Raw genomic sequence first — 21,176 nt, forward strand, 5'->3', positions numbered from 1 at the left:
GCCCCTTCCTCATAATATCATGGAAATTTCACGCTTTCAATCTAAACTGACACCCATCGCAGCAGCTACATCTTTCTACTATGAATACTCACTGGAATGCAGCAACAACAGGCAGATTAAGCCTACCCTCACTAAACAAGCTAAAGCAAAATCACATCCTATCTATAGGAACTAGGAAAAATTTTATCCATTTTTTCTGTCGTCTACATTTTTATATACTTCCATACGATCTCGTTTCCCGATTCCCCAAATTTCTATGATTCCTTTTAATTTAAAATGATCTCTATCAGTTCACTGCGTTCCAAAGAGCTCTCTAAAATAGCTCAATCGGCAGTTTGACTCTCAAAAAACCGATGCAAGGCTTCTTGTGCCCGAACCGGTTGCTGTCCCTGCTGCAAAGTTTTGCGGTGCCAGCTGCCGTCCGGTTGCATTTCAAAGGCCTTTACGTTATCCGCAAAGTACACGCTAAAAAAATAATCCAGAAGCTTCTGATTCTGCTTATCCAAAACAGGAAACAACAGCTCTACCCGCCGCTCAAGATTGCGGGGCATCCAATCCGCACTGGAAAGATACCATTCAGGATTACCGCCGTTTTCAAAATAGAATATCCGGCTATGCTCCAAATAGCGGTCGATAATACTGACGACGCGGACGTTTTCGCTGATACCCCGCTGCCCGGGAATGAGCATACAAATACCCCGCACGTTTAAATCGATCCGGACACCTGCCTGCGACGCCTTGTAAATCGCGGCAATCAGTTCAGGGTGAGAAAGGCTGTTCATCTTTGCGATAATGCGGGCGGGCTTATGCTGTCGTGCAAAGTCGATTTCCCGCTCGATATAGCCCAGCAGAGTACGCTTGAGTGCGTCAGGCGCGGTAATGATATAGCGGGGTGTCTCTTGTGTATATTTACCGCACAGACGCGAAAAAATAATGTGTGCGTCGGCAATCATACGCGGATGAACGGTAAACAACGATATATCCGCATAGATCCGTGCGGTGGTGTCGTTGTAGTTGCCGGTAGACAGGTGCACATAGCCCTGTTCACCGTGCGCCTCGCGCCGCATAATCAACAAAAGCTTTGCGTGAACCTTCAAATGCGGTAGATCGTACACCACCCGCACACCGTGTTTTTGCAGCCGCTTTACCCAGCCGAGATTCCGCTCCTCATCAAAGCGCGCTTTTAATTCCACAAATACCGTAACCTGTTTTCCCCGCTTTGCCGCCTCCACCAACGCACGCACAACAGGCGAGCTTTTACTGGTACGGTACAAGGTCATACGGATGGACGTTACGGCAGGGTCTTCCGCAGCGTCAGATAAAAGCCTGATAACCGGTTTATATGACTGATACGGAACGTGCAGTAGAATATCGTGTGCTTTGATGCTATCCCACAGCGTACCGTCAGAGGGAAAGGCAGGATGTGCAAAATGCTTCCATTTTTCATTTCTCAGCCGTTTAAACCCGTCTATTTCCGTGATTTTTGCAAAAGAGGAAAGTCCGATGGGAGCCTCGCTCAAATAAATATCTTTTTCGCCCAGCTGAAACAACTCGCTCATCCGCCGCACCAATGCGGGGGATTCATGCGTACTCGTCATCCGCACGACAAACGAGTATCGGCGCCTGATAAGAACCTCTTCCAATGCCTCGATAAAACCGTCATCGGAGGAATCGTCAACCGTCATACTGGCGGAGCGGTTAATCTTAAAGATTCCCGTTCCGGTAATCCGGCAGCCGGGGAAAAACGCTCCGCCGAAATACCGAATCAGCTCGTCGATCAGTACGAACCGAACCTTTTTTGCAGGGTCCGATTGCAAAAAGACAAAGCGCGGAGCCGATGGCACCGGCACAATCGCGAGCCGGTCTTGTCCGCCTGCATCACCCGAAAGCAAAAACCCGACGTGCAGCCGCACATTGGCAACACTGTCTGCAAGCGCCTGCTCATTTTCGGAAACTTGCGGGGTAATAATCGGGTAGAGGTGCCGGTAAAAATAATCTTCCAAAAAACGCCGCTCCGCTTCGGAACATTCTTCCGGTTTGCAATAGGCAAACCCATGCGCTTTTAGCTGAGGCAGAATTTCGGTATTTAATACCGCTTCTTGAATGTCAAACAAGACGCGCGTTTTTTGCACGATGGCTTCTAACAGCGTTTCTACCGGCCAATCGTCAGCATCGGCAGGTGGATGCCCGCTTTTATAAAATTCTTGCAAGCCGGCAACCCGCACCATAAAAAACTCATCAAAATTTGAAGATACAATACCGATGAATTTGAGCCGCTCTAAAAGCGGTACCGAGGAAGAGCACGCTTCCGCTAATACCCGCTCGTTAAAATCGATCCATGAAAGTTCCCTATTAAGATAGTCCATCATAGTGAAGGTCTCGCGAAACTTTGCAGGCAGCTCCGCTTACAGTTTATCGATGAGCATCGAACATTTACCGGAGGGTATCGGCAGCGTTTTCTTTTTTTGTCCGAGGATATTGATGGTAAAGTAATAGAGCTTTTCGCTTTCCATGTGGATTTCCCAGCCCCGCTGCGTTTTTGACGATAGGATGGTAACGAGGTTTCGTTTCAGGCTCAAGTTTTCGATTCCCATTACCTCAAGATTCGGGATAATCCAATCGACGGTTTTTCGCGGGAAACTGATAGAAAGCCCGATCACATTTTCAATCATCAACGTGATAGTCGAGAGCGCTGCCGAAAAAAGATATTGCTTGCGCGGGAAATTTTCATGGTCAGGCCATTGCGCGGGGCCTTCTTTTTGCGGCAAATACGCTTCCCACAACGCGCCTTTTTTGCTGTTGCCGTCGGGAGCAAGGCCGTCAAGCACATAGTAGATATGGCGGATAGCGCATTCCCGCGCAAGTTCCCACCGCTCATATTTTTCCAAGCCCTTAATGACTATAAAGTTCAAATGCGGGAATACACTACCCAACGCCCCCATACCGCGTTCATTATACGCAGGGTCATCAAGCGACAAACTGGGAATAGGATGGTCGGAACCGAAGGTTTCGGGATTGAGCAAGTGTGCGGAAAGCTGTTCGGCCTTGTCCTCATTGGGGATTTCGGCAAGCAGCGGCCAAAAACCGGCGATTGTCTTTTGCGGCAATTTTTGTTCATCCGCATCGATATCGTGATAAAAACCCGTTTCGGCATTCCACATAAGGGCATTGATACGGGTTTTCAGCGTAAAATAAACCCGCTTATACTGAAAACTCAATTCCTTGTCGTTAAGGATATCCCCCAACACCGACATATACAGCGCGTTAACCGCGACCGCCGCATTAAAGTCTACCAGATAGGCAGCTTTCTTGCGCGGTGTATTGTACATTTCTACGGCTGCGAGCGGGACGGTATACAATCCGTTCGGTTGCTTAAATGAGGTTTCCAACCACTTCATATAGCGGGTTAGTACCGGCATGACATCCTTCACCCGTTTTTTATTCGCCGTCTTGTGGAACATATTATATTCCGCCCATGCAAAAAGCGGCATACCGACACCTTCGGGATTATCGCTTGCAAACACCGGCTCACCGGTTTCTACATTGTACTTGGAGCGAATCGCTCCCGATTCTTCCTGATGTGCATAGAAAAAATCCAATCCCTGATTCGCACTATAGTTTCGGTTTGAATAGACAAAAAAGAACGATGAAAAGATGGTTTCATATTGATTTAAAAACCATCCGTTGTTATCGGGATACAGAAAGAAACTTTCAGTTGTTCCTTTTTCGGTCTTTATATTGAATAAAAAATCCTGAATAAACGACCACGTTCTATCATAAATATCAACAAAATCCTGATCATAAAAATGAACTTTTGGAAAATCGCGCTTGTTCACCACTGCTCCTCAACAATCCGCCGATAAAATAATTCAGCGAATCTTTCGCGTATATAGTATATCATATTTTTACGCATAGTTGTATAATTTTTTCTGTTTTTTGTATATTCTGATAAGAATCTCTAAAACCTATTGATTTTTTTAGAGATGCGCTGATATCATTTCTGTGCTGCAGGAGGAACGCTTGTACCAATCGTTTGTTTTTCTTGAAATCCGTGTTTTAATGTTATCGGATGAGAAAGCGTTTTGTTCCTGCAAAGCAGGCTCCGCAGCCGGAACTTGTCCTATTTGTACACGTACACCGGGATATCCGCTGCTTTTAACAGAACATATTGCCCGCGATGCCTATCGGCTCGCTCAAAGCCTCGGCTGTACGCTTATCCCAAAAGCTCAGTATGAATACCCTTCTGGTATGCCCGCCCTTCCGCCCGAATATCAGCTTTGCGGCGCTTCGGTAAAAATTGCGGAAAAAGGCATGCTCGATATCGAATTTCACAAACACAAAAAGCAAATTGATATTTTGGAAATACGCATCGAAGAAGATGCGGGCCGCCTTATGCACGCCGACGGCAAGGCTTTTATGGATTACAGCTCTGCGGGAATGCCGAGCATCAGGATACGCACCGGTAACAATCTTGAACTGGGCGAAGAAGCGGAGATGTTTTTAACCGAACTGAACAACCGGCTGCGGTACATCGGACTCCTCACCGATTCCGACAGCAGTCATAAAATCCGCTGCAATGCCTACGTTGCTTCTACTGAATTTCCCAATCCGCCGCAGCACTATGTAAAACTGCGGAACCTTAACTCTTTTAACTTTGTACGGAAGGCGGTAAACGAAGATTTACGGCGGCAGGAAGATATGCTCAAACAGGGGAAGGAGCCGATTTCGGAAAGCCGGTTGTGGAATGCCCGCATGGAGCGTACCGAACCGTATAAAACGCGGGATTTTATCGATTACGTTAAAACGAGACCGGCAAAAGAGCTGCACTTTTACACCGCGCCTGATACGCTGTTGCAAGAAGTATTGCAAACTGCTCCGGAAAATCAACAATCGCGAAAGCTACGCTATATTCAATCCTTCGGGCTATCCATTCCAATTGCACGGGCACTGTGTACCGAGGCGCGGCTTGCGGATTTTTTTGAAGCGGTGCTGCAATTCGGAATTGAGCCGAAAATCGCCGCAAATGGGATACTGGAAGATATTATTCCACTGCTGAAGCGCGCCGGTAAAACAATCGACGCCTTTGTTTTGCAGCCTGAATACGTTGCCCGTATTTTGCGGCTTGCGCAGGAGGGAACGATTAACCATCCGATTGCCCGCACCCTGCTGCAAAAGATTATCATCGACGGCGCAGATCCCGCAGCTCTGCTTGCTCAAGATGAATGGATAAAAATATCCGACGAAACAACACTGCGGACACTCGTTCAAGAACTGATTGCCAAACATCCGAAAGAGGCGGAACTGCTCAAAACCGGTTCGATGAAATACCTCGAAATCTTGTGCGGGCAGGTGATGAAGCGGACAAAAGGATTTGCCGACCAGCAGTTGGTAAAGCAACTCATTAAAGAAGAATTGAATATTCGCATTATCTATGTGCTTTCGATGGGCGGCGCAATTTCGGCTACCATACAAAACGGACAGGTGAAAGCGGGAAGTACCAAAATTCTGTCCGAGCTATTGGATACCGATATTGCCAAACGGCATATCCGCATTGAGCCGAGTATTTCCGACGGGCTTTTCAGCGAAGAGTTGGAGCCTGCGGATTGGGCGCGGCTTATCCACGCAATCTGCGAAAAAATCGCTTCGGGGACGGCCAATGGTATTGTGATAACACACGGAACCGACACGCTTGTTTATACCGCGCCGCTGATATACTGGCTTTTTGCCGACACGCCGGTTTCCATCGTATTGACCGCATCCGGTACCGCCCCTTCGGAATCGGAGGAAGCGCGGCGCAACTTTAACGCGGCAATCAAGCTCGCATGGGAAAAAGAAAACGGCGTCTATGTTTCTTTTAACGGTAAGGTGCTTTCGCCGCTCAATCTCAAGTTCGTCGATTCCGGCGATATCGGCTTTGTAAACTGGAATATGCAAACGCCGCTCTTTCGGGGAGAAGGACTGCTTTCGGATTATGAAGAAAGCGACAGTCTCGTTTTTGAAAGCCTCTTGAGCGAAGCTGCCGACAATATGTTTTTGATAAAAACCTATCCCGGTATTCGGAGCGAGCGTCTTATTTCATTACAAAAAGATATACGCACATTCTTTTTAGAGCTGTACGAAAACGGCACGGCCAATATGAAAGACAGCTCATATTCTTTAAAAGAGTTTCTGAAACGCGGAAAAAAACAGCAATGTAGGTTTTACTGTACTTCGCAACAGGAAGAAGCTATCGACTTCTCCAACTATGCCAGCGCACGGGACTTGTGGAAAGAAGGCGCCGTACCGATGGGAATGCTCACAACCGAAACAGCTATCGCACTGTACTATGCAGCATCTCTCGTATGCGACAGTCAGGAGGAGCTTGACCGCATTATGGAAACGGCAGCGCTCTTAAACGAAAAATAAAAAGGAAAAAACAGTGAAGCAACTGATTATTACCAACAACCCTAAAACCGCCGAATATATCGAACATCAACGTAAAGAATGGAATAGCAGCGCCGGGATAGATACCTCGAATGACGATACCGCAGCTATTGAACTGATATTCTGCGCTTCGAGGGACGAACTGTACACACAGGTACGCGACTATATCCATCGAAACTGGAAGCTGCAAAACCATGCAATGTACGGGAATATTCAACTGCACAAGCAGCCGTACCGCAGTATGGTGTTAACGAAAGGTACGGAGTTGGACACCCGATCGTTGCAGTTATGGGAGCAAGCCATGGAACGGGTAAAACGCACTAATCCGCCGAATTATTCGGAAAAAGTGCTGGAAGACTTCCAAGCCCTTGACCTTTCTTTATTTAGAAGTGCCCTATAGTATCTTGTACGTAAATATGATACACATATAAATCTTTATCGCACACGTATCAATATCCAGAGGAAGAAAAGATGAATAAAATTATTGAACGCTTACAAGGTATTACCTATACGGCACAAACAAATCCCGCAACGTTAACCGGTGATGATATTGCATTCGTTACCCAAAGCGTTAAAAGCAACAACGAGAAAGTAATTGCGCAGGCATATACCACTATCGGTCATATCGGAAATAACAGACCGGAAAAAATTATGCACCTCATAGACGGTGCCTTTGCTGCATTAAAAGACAGTAACTGGGAAATTCGGGAACAAGCTGTTTTAGCGCTCGGCCGCATAGGCAGGGCGGATATCAATGCGGTAAAAAATCGGCTGGATAAAATTATTCAATTACATTGCGATTCAGTACCCAAAGTACGGGCAGCAATGCTGGATGCGTGTCAAAGTATTGCCAACGCCAAAGCGTCCGTCTTTAAACCATACATCGGCTTATTTGAACGTATGCTGGACGATCCCGACAAGGAGGGTGTACGTGAGCATGCCCCGGACATATTCCGCATCATCGGGAAATACGAACCGGAAATGGTTGAACGTTCATTGGTGTTGTTAAAGGACAAGCTGCGCGATCCTTCCCCGAAAACGCAAGCTCGTGCCGTCGAAGCCATACGCACAATCGAAACATTCTTGCGCAGAACTCCGACGGTGTAGAGCATTTGTCAGGGTATCACTAAAAATCTAGCCAAGTTTTTAGAGATGCCCATTAGTTGTTGGGGAGATTCACATCGAAGATAATCCCCACACGCTTAAAGACTATCTTGTCCAGCTTACTTTTATCGATTGTACGTTTTTGATAAAATGTTTTTAAATCATCGACTGTATAGTTATGAGCGGTCTTCCATTGTGCAATCAACATGATCGTCAGCTGATCGATCGGTTTAAAGCTGATGATTGGGCCAAACACAACATTATAACGATCTTCGCCCCAATTACGTTTATCAGCGTCAGAGGGAACTTTAAAAAAGGTTTTCTCCGTTTCCACTCTCAATGCAATCATGTTCATCGGTAGGGGCATTTGATAGCCTAGGACATACGAGCCACAGTACGTAAAACCGTTTCTGTTTTCGCCGTCATCATTCTGAAACACCCACGAATCAAGCGATCCGACCCCTGTTACGCCCTTGTATAAAAAGTACTGATCAACCCTCGCGATTATATGAGTCCAATCATTCGGAATAATTGCCCCCAAATCAAATTGCAAAGCGGCGCCTAAATTAGCGGTATAAAATGCCTTCTTAAAGTTAATAGGAACTTTCTGCGTTGTGTCGGAAACATTCTGATTTAACGCAAGGCCGTGCCACCCTGCAAGTGTCCATCCGGATCCAACACTTGCCCCTCCGTATATTTCTAAAAAAGCGAGCGGAGTCCAGACCACATCAAACTTCCCTTCCACGGTAACCGGCGTAAGTTCCGCCCCTAGTTTAAATTTAATATTATTACCACGCATAAGCGGATTATCAAAGTTCAAAACCGGAACTTTAATAACTTCCGTTACACTCAACTTACCTGCCCAAGGATAGGTAATAGCCAGATTGATATTTGTCGAATATTTTACCTTTGACTTTTCCTCTGCCCCTTCTTCCTGTGCAGAAAGCGTACTGAGAATCAGCAGGGCACCAATCACCGATGCAATCAGTTTCTTCATAAAACACTCCTTAGACTGCTCGTTTTTTTCACGACAACGTAACATAAAAACAACGTTGCATAAAAACGGCGCGCTATCAAGCCTACACGGATGCAGCTTTTTATGCAAGACCTCGACAACGCGATCACAGGGTAAACGCATCAGGCCGTTTTTTTAATATCCCCGCGGAAAAATTGATACTATTCGACCAGAGTTGAACCTCTTTGCGGTTCAAATGGTCTCACAGTTTCAATTTTTCTGCGATTTTTATCTACTCTGCCTGATGCGTTTACCCATTTGCCGGAAAAATATGCGAAATTTTGAACAAAATTTCGCACAGAAGGAAGACAACCGCTAAAAATATTTTTGATGCGGTTGCCCTGAGCGCGATCACAGGGTAAACGCATCAGGTATTCTTTATCAGCCCCGCAGAATAAGTGAGGTTGCCTTATATATTCCGAAAACATCGATGTGTTGTGCTTTATGTCATTTATGTTATAGTATTTAAAAAACCGGATAAGACACAAGGAGATTTTTATGACACCAGCTGAAAATGTTTACAAAGCATTGCAAGATATGGGTATCAGCTATGAAGTAGTTGAACACCCGCCGGCATTAACTACAGAAGAAGCCGATAAATACATCGAAGGCAAAGAAGGATGCCGGACAAAAACGCTCTTTTTGCGGAACAGAAATAAAAAACGGTGTATTCTACTCATTATGGATGAGGCAAAACGGCTTGATATGAAAAAATGTGCGGAAATGCTTGAAGAAAAAGAATTTAAGTTTGCGTCAGCAGAATTGTTAGCGGAAAAACTCGGCCTTGCAGCTGGAGTGGTGTCACCGTTCGGTTTATTAAACAACACCGCACACGATGTCCCCGTATACTTTGATAAATCAATGCTTGACGAATACCGCATTTTAACCTTTCATCCAAATGAAAATACAGCGACGGTTTTCATCGATTCCGGCGACCTGCAGCGTTTTATCAAAAACACGGGACACGAGTATTTTATCATTAATGCATAAAAACCGGTCAATAAAAGGCTTGACAATTTTCCAATATAATAGAAAATATTTTCTATGAAACCGCGAAAAATTTGGATTATTACCTGTTTATTTTCCGTTATTCTCATTTCTACCGTATCGTATGCGCCGTCTATCTTTGCTCAATCACAGCAGGATCGGACTCAAAGTACAATACCGTATATGCAATACCTGCAATACTTAAATGAGGCGCTCCAACGCTATTATGTCGATGAGGTAAATCCGGAGGTACTCTTTCAGGGCGCCGCGGAAGGAATGCTCAATGCACTCAAAGACCCGTATACCATGTATATTGACAACGGCAGCTTAACCGGCGTAGGATTACAGGATACCACAACCGGCTACTTCGGCGGAATAGGTATTACCTTTACCAAGCCTACTGCTTCAACAGCTGAACGTCCATCCTATATTGAAGTTGCATCTGCCCTCGAAGGAACCCCTGCATGGAAAGCCGGTATTCAGGCAGATGACCTCGTTACCGAAATCGAAGGAGAATCCACTATCGAGATGACACAGGCGGATGTAGTGGCAAAGCTCCGCGGCAAAATCGGTACATCCGTTACCGTAACCGTCCGGCGCGGAAAGAATATGGAGTTTCCGGTTAAGCTGGTACGGGCTCGGATTGAAGTGCCGACCATTAAATACATGAAGCTCGATAAGGATATCGGCTATATCCGCCTGATAGAATTTAACCCCAACAGCAGCCGGCGCATACGGGAAGCAATGGAAAGCCTACAAGCGGAAGGCGTAACCAAATTGGTACTCGATCTCCGAAATAATCCGGGGGGACTTATCACTGCAGCAGTCGATACGGCGAGCCTTTTTATTAAAGAAGGATTGATTGTTTCTACAAAATCGCGTATCCCGCAGAATAACCTTGAGTTTAACAAAAACGCTGCGATCGATGCGGTGTTTGCAGATGTGCCGCTTGTTGTGCTTATCAATAAAGGTTCGGCAAGTGCTTCGGAAATATTGGCAGGCGCCTTAAAAGATTATAAGCGTGCATACCTCATCGGAGAAACCAGCTACGGGAAAGGTTCCGTACAGCAGATCTTTGAGTTGACACAAAAAGATTCCTTTAAGATGACGACTTCACGCTATTATACACCGAGTGACGCAAATATCGACAAGACCGGTATCAAACCGGACAAAGAGGTACTGCTGTTTCCGCCGCTATCGGCAGATGACGAAAAACAGCTGGAAAAGCTATTCAAAGATGAAAAACTTTCCACCTTTGTAGAGAAAAACAAGGATTTAACTGCTGCGCAAATTACCCGATATGCGGAAACACTCGCAAAAGAGTATTCATTGAACAAAGAGTTGCTCCGCATCTTGATTCGGCAGGAATACAATAGAACGCATACTGCTCCGGCAGCTGATATTGACTATGACGCACCGCTGCAGGAAGCTGTCAAAATTCTTAAAAGCGGAACCCTGCCGCAGTTGTTGCGAAACAGTAAAACCGTGCGTCAAATGCAGGAAGAAGCAGCTCAAGAAAAAGCCGCAGCTAAGTTGAAGAAGGCTTCATAAATCGGTATTACGAAGTAATGAAGCAATTTATTATCGAGCAAGAGCCGGATGGTAACGGCATGCTCACCTTGAGCGGCAAGGCCTTTATATACTTGATAAAAGTACGGCGTATGCGGGAGGGTGATGTCCTGCATGCGCAGCTGCCGCAAAGCGGTGCCGCCGATATGGTCATCGATTCGATAAATACTGTAAAGAAAACGCTGCGGTTAAAGCGGCGGACAACGCCTCTCAGTGTGTGCGGGACGGCTGCTGCGGGTGCAACCAACGAAGCCGCAAACAGTTTGCCTGCGTATGCCGCACCTGCTGCCGAACTTATCTTGCTGCAATGGGTGCTCAAAGGCTCTAAAACCGACACCATTATTAGGCAGGCAACGGAGGCAGGCGTGCGCGCCGTTTTACCGGTAATCGGAGAATTTTCCATTGCAAAAAAACAAAACCCTGCACAGTTGGAACGGTTCAGGCGCATTATCAAAGAAGCGCGGCAGCAATCGGGCTCTCCGATCGATACCATCGTTATGGAACCGGCTCCGCTTGCCGAAGCACTCAACACCTTAAAAACGCTTGTACCGGCTGCTACTACCGTGTTTGCTCAGTGCAGCGAAGCCGCCGTGACATCTGTCGGATTTCACCAACTGCTTGCAGAAAAGCCTTCCCATATCGTGCTCGCAATCGGAGCGGAGGGAGGCATAAGCCCCGCGGAAGCAGCAGTACTTCGCGACGCGGAATTCCAAACCATTCATTTTAAAACGAACGTATTACGTGCAGAAACCGCCGCACTGTATGCAATTGCAGCGGCGCAAATTATTATAAACGAGGCTGACCAATGGCAATTACCCGTATAAAACTCTTAGCAATCCCCATCGACATTCTTCCCGACGAAGATATTGAACAAACCATAATGGATATGGTGGATAAAGGAGAACCTCAGCATATCGTGTTTATTACAATTTGGGATTTGCTCAGAGCGCGCCGCGATGCGGAATACCGCGCAATGCTTGAACAAGCAGCGCTCTGTCTTCCGCTTTCAAGAAGTTTATTAAAAGCGGCGCAGTTCCTCAAACTTCCCGTACCGATCAGACGCGATTCCTTTGATATGATTATCAGAATCTTGAACATCATCGATTCTCACTATAAAACGCTCTACATCCTGGGAGGACGGGCGCAGAATCTGTTGGATGCCGAACGCAATGTACACGTAACCTTTCCTGGCATAGGTATTGTCGGTCGCTTTAACGGTTTTTACCGCAAGAGTATGGAACCGGATATTATCTTGTCAATTGTAAAAGCTCACCCTGCACTATTGATCGCCGGAAACGGTATTCCCGGCGGTGTCCGATGGATTTATCGGAATAAAGCCAAATTACCTGCAAGCATCTTTATCCACAATAATGATATCATCGATATCTTTGCAAAACGTAAAAAGCGCATTTCCGACGCTGCATTTCGAAAAGGGCGTGAGTTTTTGCCGCAGCTGCTGCGCAATCCTTTTAAAATATTTTACGTGTTTCGCTATCTTCTCTTTCTGCTGATCGTACTGTTCTACCGATTGTTCAGGACATAACTAACTGAACATACTCAACAAGGAACCTCTAAAAATTTAACCGAATTTTTAGGTATGCCCAATACAGATACACTATATGAAAGCACATTATTTACTTGATACGGAAACCGTAAAGGCCTACCTCGTTGAACAGCTCAAGCTATTTTCCGCCGATGAACCGCTCGACGCGGAAGAAATCGGGGACGGCAATATCAACTATGTATTCCGTGTGCGCTCACGGATAGGCGGAAAAAGCATTATTGTCAAGCAGGCAGACCGGCTGCTCCGTTCATCGGGACGTCCGCTCGATATTACTCGCAGCAAAAGAGAGGCGGAAGCGCTCCGCATTTACGCCGATCTTACCCCGCAGTTCATACCCCGTATTTATGCCTACGACGATACAATGAGCATTATCTGCATGGAAGATATTTCCTATTGCGGTAATTTACGGAAGGAACTGATGGCAGGACGTCCGCTTCCGGCAAATTTCGCGGAAAATGCTGCATCCTTTTTGGCGAATGCGGTTTTCGCAACAAGCGATTTGTTTTTGTCTCCGGAAGAAAAGAAGGAGCGGGTAAGTGCTTTTATCAATCCCGAACTATGCGCAATTTCCGAAACGCTTGTTTTTTCCGAGCCGTACTGCAACGGAAAAAACCGCAACCGTATTACCCCCGGTAACGAGAACTTTATTCAAAAAACACTTTACAACGACGAAGCGCTTAAAGCCGAAGTCGCTTCACTGCGGGAAACCTTTATGAATAAGGCAGAGGCGCTTATCCACGGTGATTTACACACCGGCTCAATTTTTATCGGCAATACTATCGGCGTACCTATCGATACGAATGCCAGTCACGATAAGAATACAACGAGCGAGCCGTGTACCGAGCCGTGCATGAAAATTATCGACCCCGAATTTGCCTTTTACGGCCCAATCGGATATGACCTCGGCAATATTATCGCAAATCTTTATTGTGCGTGGATGTACGCCGCTTTTACCCGCAAAAAGTTCTCCGCCGCCGATGCTTTTGATAATTTTATTGAACGAATAGCCGCCACAATAGAAGCACTCCCGCAGCTTTTTACCGCAAAGGCGTTGGAACGGTGTAAAACAGTTCCATTAAGCGACCCGCTCTACAACGAACGGTATATCCGGCGGCGGCTTGCTGAAATACTTGCCGATGCCTACGGCTTTGCCGGTACGGAAATAATCCGCCGCGCTGCCGGCGACACAAAAACTGCTGAATTCGATGCGATGGGGCAGGACACACGCCGCATTACTATGGAACGCATCATCATAAAGATAGCCTGTAGGTTAATTAAGCGACGGCAGCAAGCGAATATTGGAGCACTCACGATTACATACTTTAGGGAAGCGCTTTTACACAGCGGTATATAAATGAGAAAGGCCTTCCGCTAAACTTGCGAAGATATCACCGATGCCCCCAGACCAACAACCATTACCCATTATGTAACGGTCACTCATCAATGAACGGCGCACACAGCCACGTCAGCTCGTGTTTATTTGCAGTAAGATGAACGATTTTTGAATGAGGAATTTCCGCAAAACGGCGGATCGTATCGAAGTCGGGCGCCCCCTGCATTTTGATTGTGCAGATAAATTTTGAACAAAGACCGCTTGCCCGCCACCGTTCAACCCATTCCAGTAAGCGGGGCGGATAACAAATAACATCGGAACATACCCAATCCTGTTTACCGAGACTTTCGGGAGTTAATGTAAACGCATCATGCTGCATAAACGTAATCCGCGGTTCACGCATCAAAAAATCTGCCAGCGGGCTCCGGTCGATAGCGGTTATCTCCGCGCCCAGATTATTCAGTACCCATGTCCAGCCGCCGGGGCACGCCCCTGCATCCACACAATGGGAACCGCGCTGAGGTAATGCCCACTCTACCGGTATTACCGATGGAACAGCCCCTCCCTTTTGCTCTGCAGCACGCCGATAGTAAAAGTCTAACAGAGTTAAGGCTTCCCATAATTTAAGGTAGGCACGGCTTGGCGGATTTTGATGGTCTTCGGTAAAACGGATAACGCCGAGCGGAAACGGCGACGAGGTTTTCGCAGATGCAAGCAAGGTATGCTCATCTAGCAACGACCACACCCCCATACCGGCAAGCGGCACGGTATACGGAAATGCTTTTTCTTTTTTGCTGATATACGGCAGTTTTTCCCCAATCAATTCCGCCCGCCTAAAACAGTTAAGCGGATAGTGCGCCCAATTCCGCTGAATAGCCCGCAACAGCTCCGCAGCTTCTCCAATACTGCGGAACCGCACCACAAACGGTTCTTCCCAGCACAGCTGTTTCCAAAAGACCTCCCGCTCTATTCCTTCGCAATACACAAGCTTGCTTGATTGAACAGTACTATCGTTCAACTTAAAATCACTATGGCCTTCGGAAGCGGAAGAAAAGCGCCACATACGCTCGGGCAAACCGTGAGCCTGCAAAGCCAGCTCATCATCCAAATGCGATTCAAAACCTTTTACCGGTATCCATGCCTTACCAGCTAACTTACAAATAGAACCATAAGGGTTGGCAGCGGCAATTTTACACAAATCAACAACCCCGACGCAAGCGTCGGAGTATGTTGTTCTCATAAGGTGGTTGCAGTCGGCTTTAATACCCTTTGTTACGACGCAAAGCGTCGGGGTATTAAATCCTCCGCACGAATCAATCATCATCATAATAGTCTTTTCTTTTGTATCGGCAAAAACAATAGGGCATAAATGAGATTAAATCAATAGTATGGTATAATAAGAATCCGAGGTATAAGCAATGAACAGATATAAACAATTGTATTATAAGCTTTTTACAAAATTTGATCATGTTCATCACGGTTGGACAAACTTACATTTCTATTATTATGATTATTCCATAACAGTAAATTTTTCGGCGATAATGGATTCATTTCCGAATTTTTTACAATGGATTAAGCATGTTGAAAATTTAGAAATACATAAAAGTGCATATGTGAATATCGATCAGGAAGGATACTATAAAAGATTAACATGCAAAAAAATTAGTGAAACGTTGCTGAGTTTTACTATTCAATCCAATGACCGTTTTAGTTTCAAAATTGAGGGAATTGATTCAAGATATTTTATATGTCAATTACTTAAAACGTTACATAATTACACTGTACAGTTTCCGAACGAGCCATGGACAGGAATCAAGCTTGATAAATTAATATATACTGAATGCGGCTCTCTAATAGAAAAATATAAAACGGCCTGTAATGCCTGCCTAAAACAATGCGAGCAATTTCAAAATTCAGTTTGTTTATGTGATACATGAGCAAAACTATCAGTATGACAAGTCGCACTACCGCTATGGCAAAAACAATAGGGCATAAAAAAACGCTCGGCAGAGCGAGCGTTTTTTGCAAAACATAGCGTTATATTTACGCCTTAGCTTCGGCGGCCTTTTTGTTTTTCAGCATTGCACGGCCGACTTTTGAGATATTGACTTTCTTTCCGTCAATTTCCTGTTCATACAGGAGTTTAACACCGGTTTGGCCGGTTACGGGGCAGGTTCCCCGCCCATGATTGGGAACGCTTTTAATTCCTTTCCCGCGATGTGCTTTCGACATAGTTTAGCCCTCCGCTGCCTTTGACTTTGCAGCGCCCTTGTCTGCACCGTCTTTCTTTGCATCTGCCGACTTCTTCGTGCTCTTATCGAGCGTATAGTCAACCAGCTCTAAAATTGCAACCTGTGCGGCATCACCCTCACGCAACCCTAATTTAAGTACGCGGGTATATCCGCCGTTCCGATCCTTCATGCGCGGACCGATGTCGGTAAACAATTTATTCAAGATTGCCTCATCCCAAATATAGGTTGCAGCCTGCCGCCGATTATGTACTGAATCGACCTTAGCACGGGTAATAAGCTTTTCTGCGGTTCTCCGAATCTCCATCGCCTTTTGTTTTGTCGTAGTAATCCGCTCGTACTTAAACAGTGATGTAACCATGTTACGATGCAATGCGCGGCGATGTGCACTAGTACGTGAAAGCGGATTAAAGCCGTTTTTATGCTTCATCTGTTTCTTCCTTCTGTCTCGATAACTTGATCGAATTCTTTAAATGACTGTAATCAGTCATACCCAAACTCAAATTACGTTCCGCCAACTTTTCTTGTATTTCCTGCAAACTCTTCTTTCCGACATTTCGAGTTTTCGAAATCTCATCCTCGGTCATCATGGTCAAATCGCGGATTGTTGAAACGTTTGCGTTTTTCAAACAATTGGAAGCCCGCACGGAAAGATCAAGCTCGGTGATCGGAGTGTCAAGCAACTGCTTTATCATTTCATCGCTTTCATCGGATTCATCATCACTGAGCAATTCATTTTCGTTGAAATTGACAAAAACGGTAAAATGTTCTTTCGCAATTTTTGCAGCTTCCGCTAAAGCGTCTTCAGGCCGGATAGTACCGTCCGTCCAGATCTCAAGTACAAGCTTGTCATAATCGTTGCGCTGCCCTACTCTGCACGGTTGAATTTCATAGCTGACTTTTCGAACCGGGCTAAAAATGGTATCCAACGAGATTGTCCCAACCACTTCGACATATTTTTCGTTCGTCTCTGCCGGTACATAACCGCGGCCGAAATCAACTTGAATCTCCAATTCAACATGAGCATTTTCCATCAGCTCCATAATATGGAGATCGCCGGATAAAATTTCAAGTTGACCGGGTTTTGCAAAATCGGCCGCACTAACGGAGCAGGGACCTTTAAAATCAAACAAAAAGACATCTTGTTCAATCTCATTCGGGAGCCGCAGCCGCATTTGTTTCAGGTTATTCAAAACTTCCATCGTGTCTTCGGTTACATTTGGAATTGCTTCAAACTCGCTTGAGATACCATGCGGGACATCATCATCACCGTAAGAGGTAATTTTTACAGCGGAAATAGCATACCCTTGTATCGAAGACAACAAAACACGCCGCAAACAATTGCCGATCGTTGTACCGAAGCCTGTTTCAAAGGGAGACGCCGTAAACTTACCATAGCTGTCGTTTGAGACATCGGCCGCAAACTCCAGACCTTTTGGTTTTTTGAATCCTTTCAAAAGATTTTTACGAGCCATTTAAACTCCTTTTTATTAGATACGGCGGGTCTTGCGGGGACGACAACCGTTATGCGGAATAGGCGTGACGTCATTGATAGAGCGAACCTTTAACCCCATAACGCCAAGCGTTCTGATTGCGGATTCGCGGCCGACACCGGGTCCCTTCACAAATACGTGAACTTCCCGTAATCCATACTGCTGGACGCGCTGTACAGCCGTTTCAGCGACTGTCTGTGCAGCAAAGGGGGTTGATTTTTTCGCACCGTTAAAGCCCAATCCGCCGGAGGATGCCCAAGACAACGCATTGCCCTTCAAATCGGTTATGGTAATAATGGTATTATTAAAGGTAGCCTGAATATAGACATTTCCTTCATATACGCTTTTCTTTTCTTTTCGTTTTTTTGCAGTTGTAGCCACAGCTTATCCTCCAAAATTACTTCTTCTTACCGGCAACGGTCTTCTTCTTACCTTTGCGAGTACGGGAATTGGTTCTTGTACGTTGTCCGCGGACGGGCAAACCCTTTCGATGCCGAAGACCGCGATAGCAGCCGATATCCATCAAGCGTTTGATGTTTAAGGCAACTTCGGTGCGAAGCCGACCTTCAACCTTGTAGTCCTGATCGATAACGGCACGGATAGCGGCAAGTTCATCCTGATTTAAATCGTTGATCATCCGCATCGGATCAATTTTTGACTTTTCACAAATTGCTTTTGCAGATGAGTGAGATATTCCATAGATATACGTCAACGCGATATTAACATGTTTATTGGGGAGGTCGACCCCAGAAATACGAGCCATTCTTCAGTTTCCTCCATTAGCCTTGGCGCTGCTTGTGTTTGGGATTCGTGCAGATAATCCGCACAATTCCGTTGCGTTTAATAACCTTACATTTATCGCAAATAGGCTTTACGCTGGTTCTTACTTTCATATTGTTTTTCTCCTTAACAAAAGAATCACCTTTCCCGAAATACTACAGATTCCGTGATCTGAGCTTTCCTCGTTTTACCAACCCCTCGTGATGGTGCATTTTAAGCTGCGCTTCGATTTGACTCATCGTATCAAGATCAACGCCAACCAAGATGAGAAGCGAGGTTCCGCCCATCAGCATCGAAATCGATTGAGGGAAGCCGAAAATGGTCTGTATTACAGTCGGCAAGACAGCAATCAGCGCCAAATACAACGAACCGGGTAAAATCAGCCGGTTTAAAATCCGCTGCAAGTATTCCTCGGTTTTATCGGTTCTAATTCCGGGAATAGAACCTCCGTTTTCCCTTATCTGCTTTGCAATTTCTGTGGGGTTTAACGAAATCTGTGTATAAAAATATGCAAAAAACACAATAAGGATCAAATAGAAAATATTATACCACCAGCCGTTCGGGCGTAAGAAATGCGCAAGGCTGTTCAGCCATCGAACATTCGGCCCTATCGTTGTCGCAATCGAAATCGGGAACGTCAAAAACGATGAGGCAAAGATGATCGGGATAACACCCGACGGATTGATCTTAAACGGAATATAGGTGTTTTGACCGCCATACATTTTCCGTCCGACAACCCGCTTCGCATAGTGCACCGGTATCTTCCGTTGCCCTTGCTGCTCATAAACAACCAGTACGATAATACCGACAAACATAATCAACGCGATAACGACAAAAACGAGGTTCAATTCGCCGAGCCGCACCAGCCGGATCATCTGCGAAACGGCATGGGGTAACCGGACAATAATACCCGCGAAGATAATCATCGAAATACCGTTTCCAATACCACGCGCCGTAATCTGCTCACCCAGCCAGACCGTTATCATGGTACCCGTTGTTACGGTAAGCATCGTAACAAAGATGTACATAAACCGGCTTTGAAGCACGATAGCGCCGGGTATCATATACGCATAAAAGGTTACCGCATACGATTGAATCAATGCGACAAACACGGTGAGAATACGCGTCCATACCTGTATCTTTTTCCGGCCGCCGTCATCTTCCGCAATCTTTTTCAAACTCGGAAATACGAATAACGCAAGCTGCATCAAAATTTGAGTTGAGATATACGGCATAACGCCAAGCATGAATACGGAAAAGTTGGAGAATGCTCCGCCGACAAAGAAGTCCATATAATCGACAAAAGCATTTCCCCGTACCTGCGATTGGAAATATGCCGATAAGGCGTGGGGATCAATACCGGGAATAGTCAGTACCGATCCCAAGCGAAATACGATCAAAATTCCAATCGTAAACAGAATACGATCGCGTAATTCTTTTATCCGAAATACATTTACAAGTGCATTGTTAGCCATGTATGAAGCCCGCCTGTTTAGCCGTTTTGTTTAACGACCGTCCCGCCGGCTTTTTCAATCTTTGCCTGCGCCTGTGCGGAAACTTTATCTACATCAACCGTCAACTTTTTCGTAAGCTCTCCGGAAGCGAGCACTTTTACCAAAGTAGTCTGTTTTTTTACCAGCCCCTTTGCTTTCAGCGTTTCTTTATTAACGGTTTCCCCATCGGAATATTTTTCGTCGATCATAAATAAATTGACGACCGAATACGTTTCCTTAAAGGGATAGTTGGAAAAGCCTTTTTTTGCAACACGACGATACAACGGCATTTGTCCGCCTTCAAAACCGATATAGGTTTTACCGCCGGAGCGTGCATTCTGGCCTTTGTTTCCCTTACCCGATGTCGTTCCCCGACCGGATGAAGAACCGCGGCCTACAATGCGCTTCTTTTTATTTGCCCCTTTCGGCGCATTCAATATAAAATCAGACATTAATCAAGCTCCTCTGTTTCAACTAAGTGAGAAACCGCCCGTACCATACCCAAGATGGCGGGAGAAGCGGAGTGCTCAACTACGGAATGCAATTTTCCAAGCCCCAAGGAACGGACGGTTGCACGAACCGGCTTTTTTTGTCCAATGGTACTTTTAACTAACGTAATCCGAATTTTCTTTGCCATAGTTTACCCCCAGACATCCGTAATAGACTTTCCGCGGTTCTTAGCAATCGTTTTAGCATCCATCAATTCCGATGCAGCCTCGAAAGTCGCCCGCACAACATTTACTGCGGAGTTTGACCCCAAGGATTTTGAAAGAACATTCGCTGCTCCGGCTGCTTCCATAATTGCACGAATAGTACCGCCTGCAATAATTCCCGTACCGGAACGAGCAGGGCGAAGCAATACCGAAGAACCCTTGAACTTAGCCTGCACTTCATGCGGAATAGTGCCGTTTTTCAGTGGGATATAAATCATATTGGCTTTCGCCTTTTCAATGCTCTTCTTAATGGCCTGGCTTACATCATTCGCCTTGCCGAAGCCGTATCCCACGTGTCCGTTCTGATCACCGACAACCGTTAATGCGGAAAAAGAGAAACGGCGGCCACCCTTTACAACCTTTGCAGTCCGGTTTAACTTAACCAGCTTTTCTACCAGTTCCTTCTCGCGATGCGAACTGTCTCTGTTAAAATCTTTCTGACGATCCATATCC

General features: G+C 45.8%; 22 protein-coding genes. 8 read left to right on the top strand and 14 right to left on the bottom strand.

The genetic code is table 11. The features are described from left to right. Positions 1–323 precede the first annotated feature (323 nt). Positions 324–2,369 carry a polyphosphate kinase 1 gene (gene ppk1 / locus E4N69_RS11280; protein WP_253823896.1) on the bottom strand — a complete coding sequence of 682 codons (2,046 nt, stop codon included), beginning with the start codon at positions 2,367–2,369 and terminating at the stop codon, positions 324–326. Positions 2,370–2,405: 36 nt separating this feature from the next. After that, positions 2,406–3,836, bottom strand: a complete 1,431-nt coding sequence (locus E4N69_RS11285) for an MGH1-like glycoside hydrolase domain-containing protein (protein WP_253823897.1) — start codon at positions 3,834–3,836, stop codon at positions 2,406–2,408. A gap of 184 nt (positions 3,837–4,020) precedes the next feature. Between E4N69_RS11285 and E4N69_RS11290 the strand changes: the two genes are divergently transcribed. The 3 genes from E4N69_RS11290 to E4N69_RS11300 all read left to right on the top strand — a co-directional run bounded on the left by E4N69_RS11290 (position 4,021) and on the right by E4N69_RS11300 (position 7,530). Further along, positions 4,021–6,405, top strand: a complete 2,385-nt coding sequence (locus tag E4N69_RS11290; RefSeq protein WP_253823898.1) for an asparaginase domain-containing protein — start codon at positions 4,021–4,023, stop codon at positions 6,403–6,405. 13 nt (positions 6,406–6,418) lie between these two features. Then, on the top strand, positions 6,419–6,823 hold the full coding sequence (locus tag E4N69_RS11295; protein ID WP_162664385.1) for a GrdX family protein: 405 nt from the start codon (positions 6,419–6,421) through the stop codon (positions 6,821–6,823). Positions 6,824–6,894: 71 nt separating this feature from the next. After that, entirely contained in the window at positions 6,895–7,530 is a 636-nt protein-coding gene (locus E4N69_RS11300; RefSeq protein WP_162664386.1) for a HEAT repeat domain-containing protein, read from the top strand. A gap of 52 nt (positions 7,531–7,582) precedes the next feature. On the opposite strand, the gene E4N69_RS11305 is transcribed toward E4N69_RS11300, so the two are convergent. Then, positions 7,583–8,524 (bottom strand): hypothetical protein, encoded by a 942-nt coding sequence (locus E4N69_RS11305; RefSeq protein ID WP_253823899.1) that lies wholly within the window; start codon positions 8,522–8,524, stop codon positions 7,583–7,585. Positions 8,525–9,040: 516 nt separating this feature from the next. On the opposite strand from E4N69_RS11305, the gene E4N69_RS11310 reads away from it, so the two are divergent. From E4N69_RS11310 to E4N69_RS11330, 5 genes are all read left to right on the top strand, one after another. Next, a complete protein-coding gene (locus E4N69_RS11310; RefSeq protein ID WP_253823900.1) occupies positions 9,041–9,532 on the top strand; it encodes a prolyl-tRNA synthetase associated domain-containing protein in 492 nt (163 codons plus the stop codon). Positions 9,533–9,586: 54 nt separating this feature from the next. Further along, the gene (locus tag E4N69_RS11315) at positions 9,587–11,080 is read left to right on the top strand and encodes a S41 family peptidase (RefSeq protein ID WP_253823901.1); all 1,494 of its coding nucleotides are present in this window, start codon (positions 9,587–9,589) and stop codon (positions 11,078–11,080) included. Positions 11,081–11,097: 17 nt separating this feature from the next. Beyond that, positions 11,098–11,922, top strand: a complete 825-nt coding sequence (locus E4N69_RS11320) for an RsmE family RNA methyltransferase (RefSeq protein ID WP_253823902.1) — start codon at positions 11,098–11,100, stop codon at positions 11,920–11,922. Beyond that, positions 11,904–12,641, top strand: coding sequence for a WecB/TagA/CpsF family glycosyltransferase (locus E4N69_RS11325; RefSeq protein ID WP_162664391.1), 738 nt, complete (start codon positions 11,904–11,906; stop codon positions 12,639–12,641). The genes E4N69_RS11320 and E4N69_RS11325 overlap by 19 nt, the downstream gene beginning before the upstream one ends. Before the next feature lie 76 nt (positions 12,642–12,717). Further along, positions 12,718–14,016, top strand: coding sequence for an S-methyl-5-thioribose kinase (locus E4N69_RS11330; protein WP_253823903.1), 1,299 nt, complete (start codon positions 12,718–12,720; stop codon positions 14,014–14,016). 79 nt (positions 14,017–14,095) lie between these two features. Here the strand turns inward: E4N69_RS11330 and E4N69_RS11335 are convergent, their stop codons facing one another. The 11 genes from E4N69_RS11335 to rpsE all read right to left on the bottom strand — a co-directional run bounded on the left by E4N69_RS11335 (position 14,096) and on the right by rpsE (position 21,172). After that, a complete protein-coding gene (locus E4N69_RS11335; RefSeq protein ID WP_253824900.1) occupies positions 14,096–15,235 on the bottom strand; it encodes an SAM-dependent methyltransferase in 1,140 nt (379 codons plus the stop codon). Between the two features lie 803 nt (positions 15,236–16,038). Beyond that, positions 16,039–16,227, bottom strand: a complete 189-nt coding sequence (locus tag E4N69_RS11340) for a hypothetical protein (protein ID WP_006188395.1) — start codon at positions 16,225–16,227, stop codon at positions 16,039–16,041. Between the two features lie 3 nt (positions 16,228–16,230). Further along, entirely contained in the window at positions 16,231–16,674 is a 444-nt protein-coding gene (gene rplQ, locus E4N69_RS11345; protein ID WP_162664393.1) for a 50S ribosomal protein L17, read from the bottom strand. Continuing rightward, positions 16,664–17,719: a DNA-directed RNA polymerase subunit alpha gene (locus E4N69_RS11350; protein ID WP_162664394.1), complete on the bottom strand. Its 1,056-nt coding sequence runs from the start codon at positions 17,717–17,719 to the stop codon at positions 16,664–16,666. The genes rplQ and E4N69_RS11350 overlap by 11 nt, the downstream gene beginning before the upstream one ends. A gap of 15 nt (positions 17,720–17,734) precedes the next feature. Next, positions 17,735–18,118: a 30S ribosomal protein S11 gene (rpsK, locus tag E4N69_RS11355; protein WP_006188392.1), complete on the bottom strand. Its 384-nt coding sequence runs from the start codon at positions 18,116–18,118 to the stop codon at positions 17,735–17,737. A gap of 16 nt (positions 18,119–18,134) precedes the next feature. Next, entirely contained in the window at positions 18,135–18,500 is a 366-nt protein-coding gene (rpsM, locus tag E4N69_RS11360; protein WP_016519026.1) for a 30S ribosomal protein S13, read from the bottom strand. Between the two features lie 16 nt (positions 18,501–18,516). Further along, the gene (gene rpmJ / locus E4N69_RS11365; RefSeq protein WP_002672206.1) at positions 18,517–18,630 is read right to left on the bottom strand and encodes a 50S ribosomal protein L36; all 114 of its coding nucleotides are present in this window, start codon (positions 18,628–18,630) and stop codon (positions 18,517–18,519) included. Between the two features lie 42 nt (positions 18,631–18,672). After that, on the bottom strand, positions 18,673–19,992 hold the full coding sequence (gene secY, locus E4N69_RS11370; protein WP_162664395.1) for a preprotein translocase subunit SecY: 1,320 nt from the start codon (positions 19,990–19,992) through the stop codon (positions 18,673–18,675). A gap of 17 nt (positions 19,993–20,009) precedes the next feature. Continuing rightward, positions 20,010–20,462 (bottom strand): 50S ribosomal protein L15, encoded by a 453-nt coding sequence (rplO, locus tag E4N69_RS11375; RefSeq protein ID WP_162664396.1) that lies wholly within the window; start codon positions 20,460–20,462, stop codon positions 20,010–20,012. After that, positions 20,462–20,647, bottom strand: coding sequence for a 50S ribosomal protein L30 (gene rpmD, locus E4N69_RS11380; RefSeq protein ID WP_006188388.1), 186 nt, complete (start codon positions 20,645–20,647; stop codon positions 20,462–20,464). The genes rplO and rpmD overlap by 1 nt, the downstream gene beginning before the upstream one ends. A gap of 3 nt (positions 20,648–20,650) precedes the next feature. After that, entirely contained in the window at positions 20,651–21,172 is a 522-nt protein-coding gene (rpsE, locus tag E4N69_RS11385) for a 30S ribosomal protein S5 (protein ID WP_016522586.1), read from the bottom strand. Positions 21,173–21,176: the final 4 nt, after the last annotated feature.

This window comes from Treponema sp. OMZ 906 (assembly GCF_024181185.1).
Lineage (GTDB): Bacteria > Spirochaetota > Spirochaetia > Treponematales > Treponemataceae > Treponema.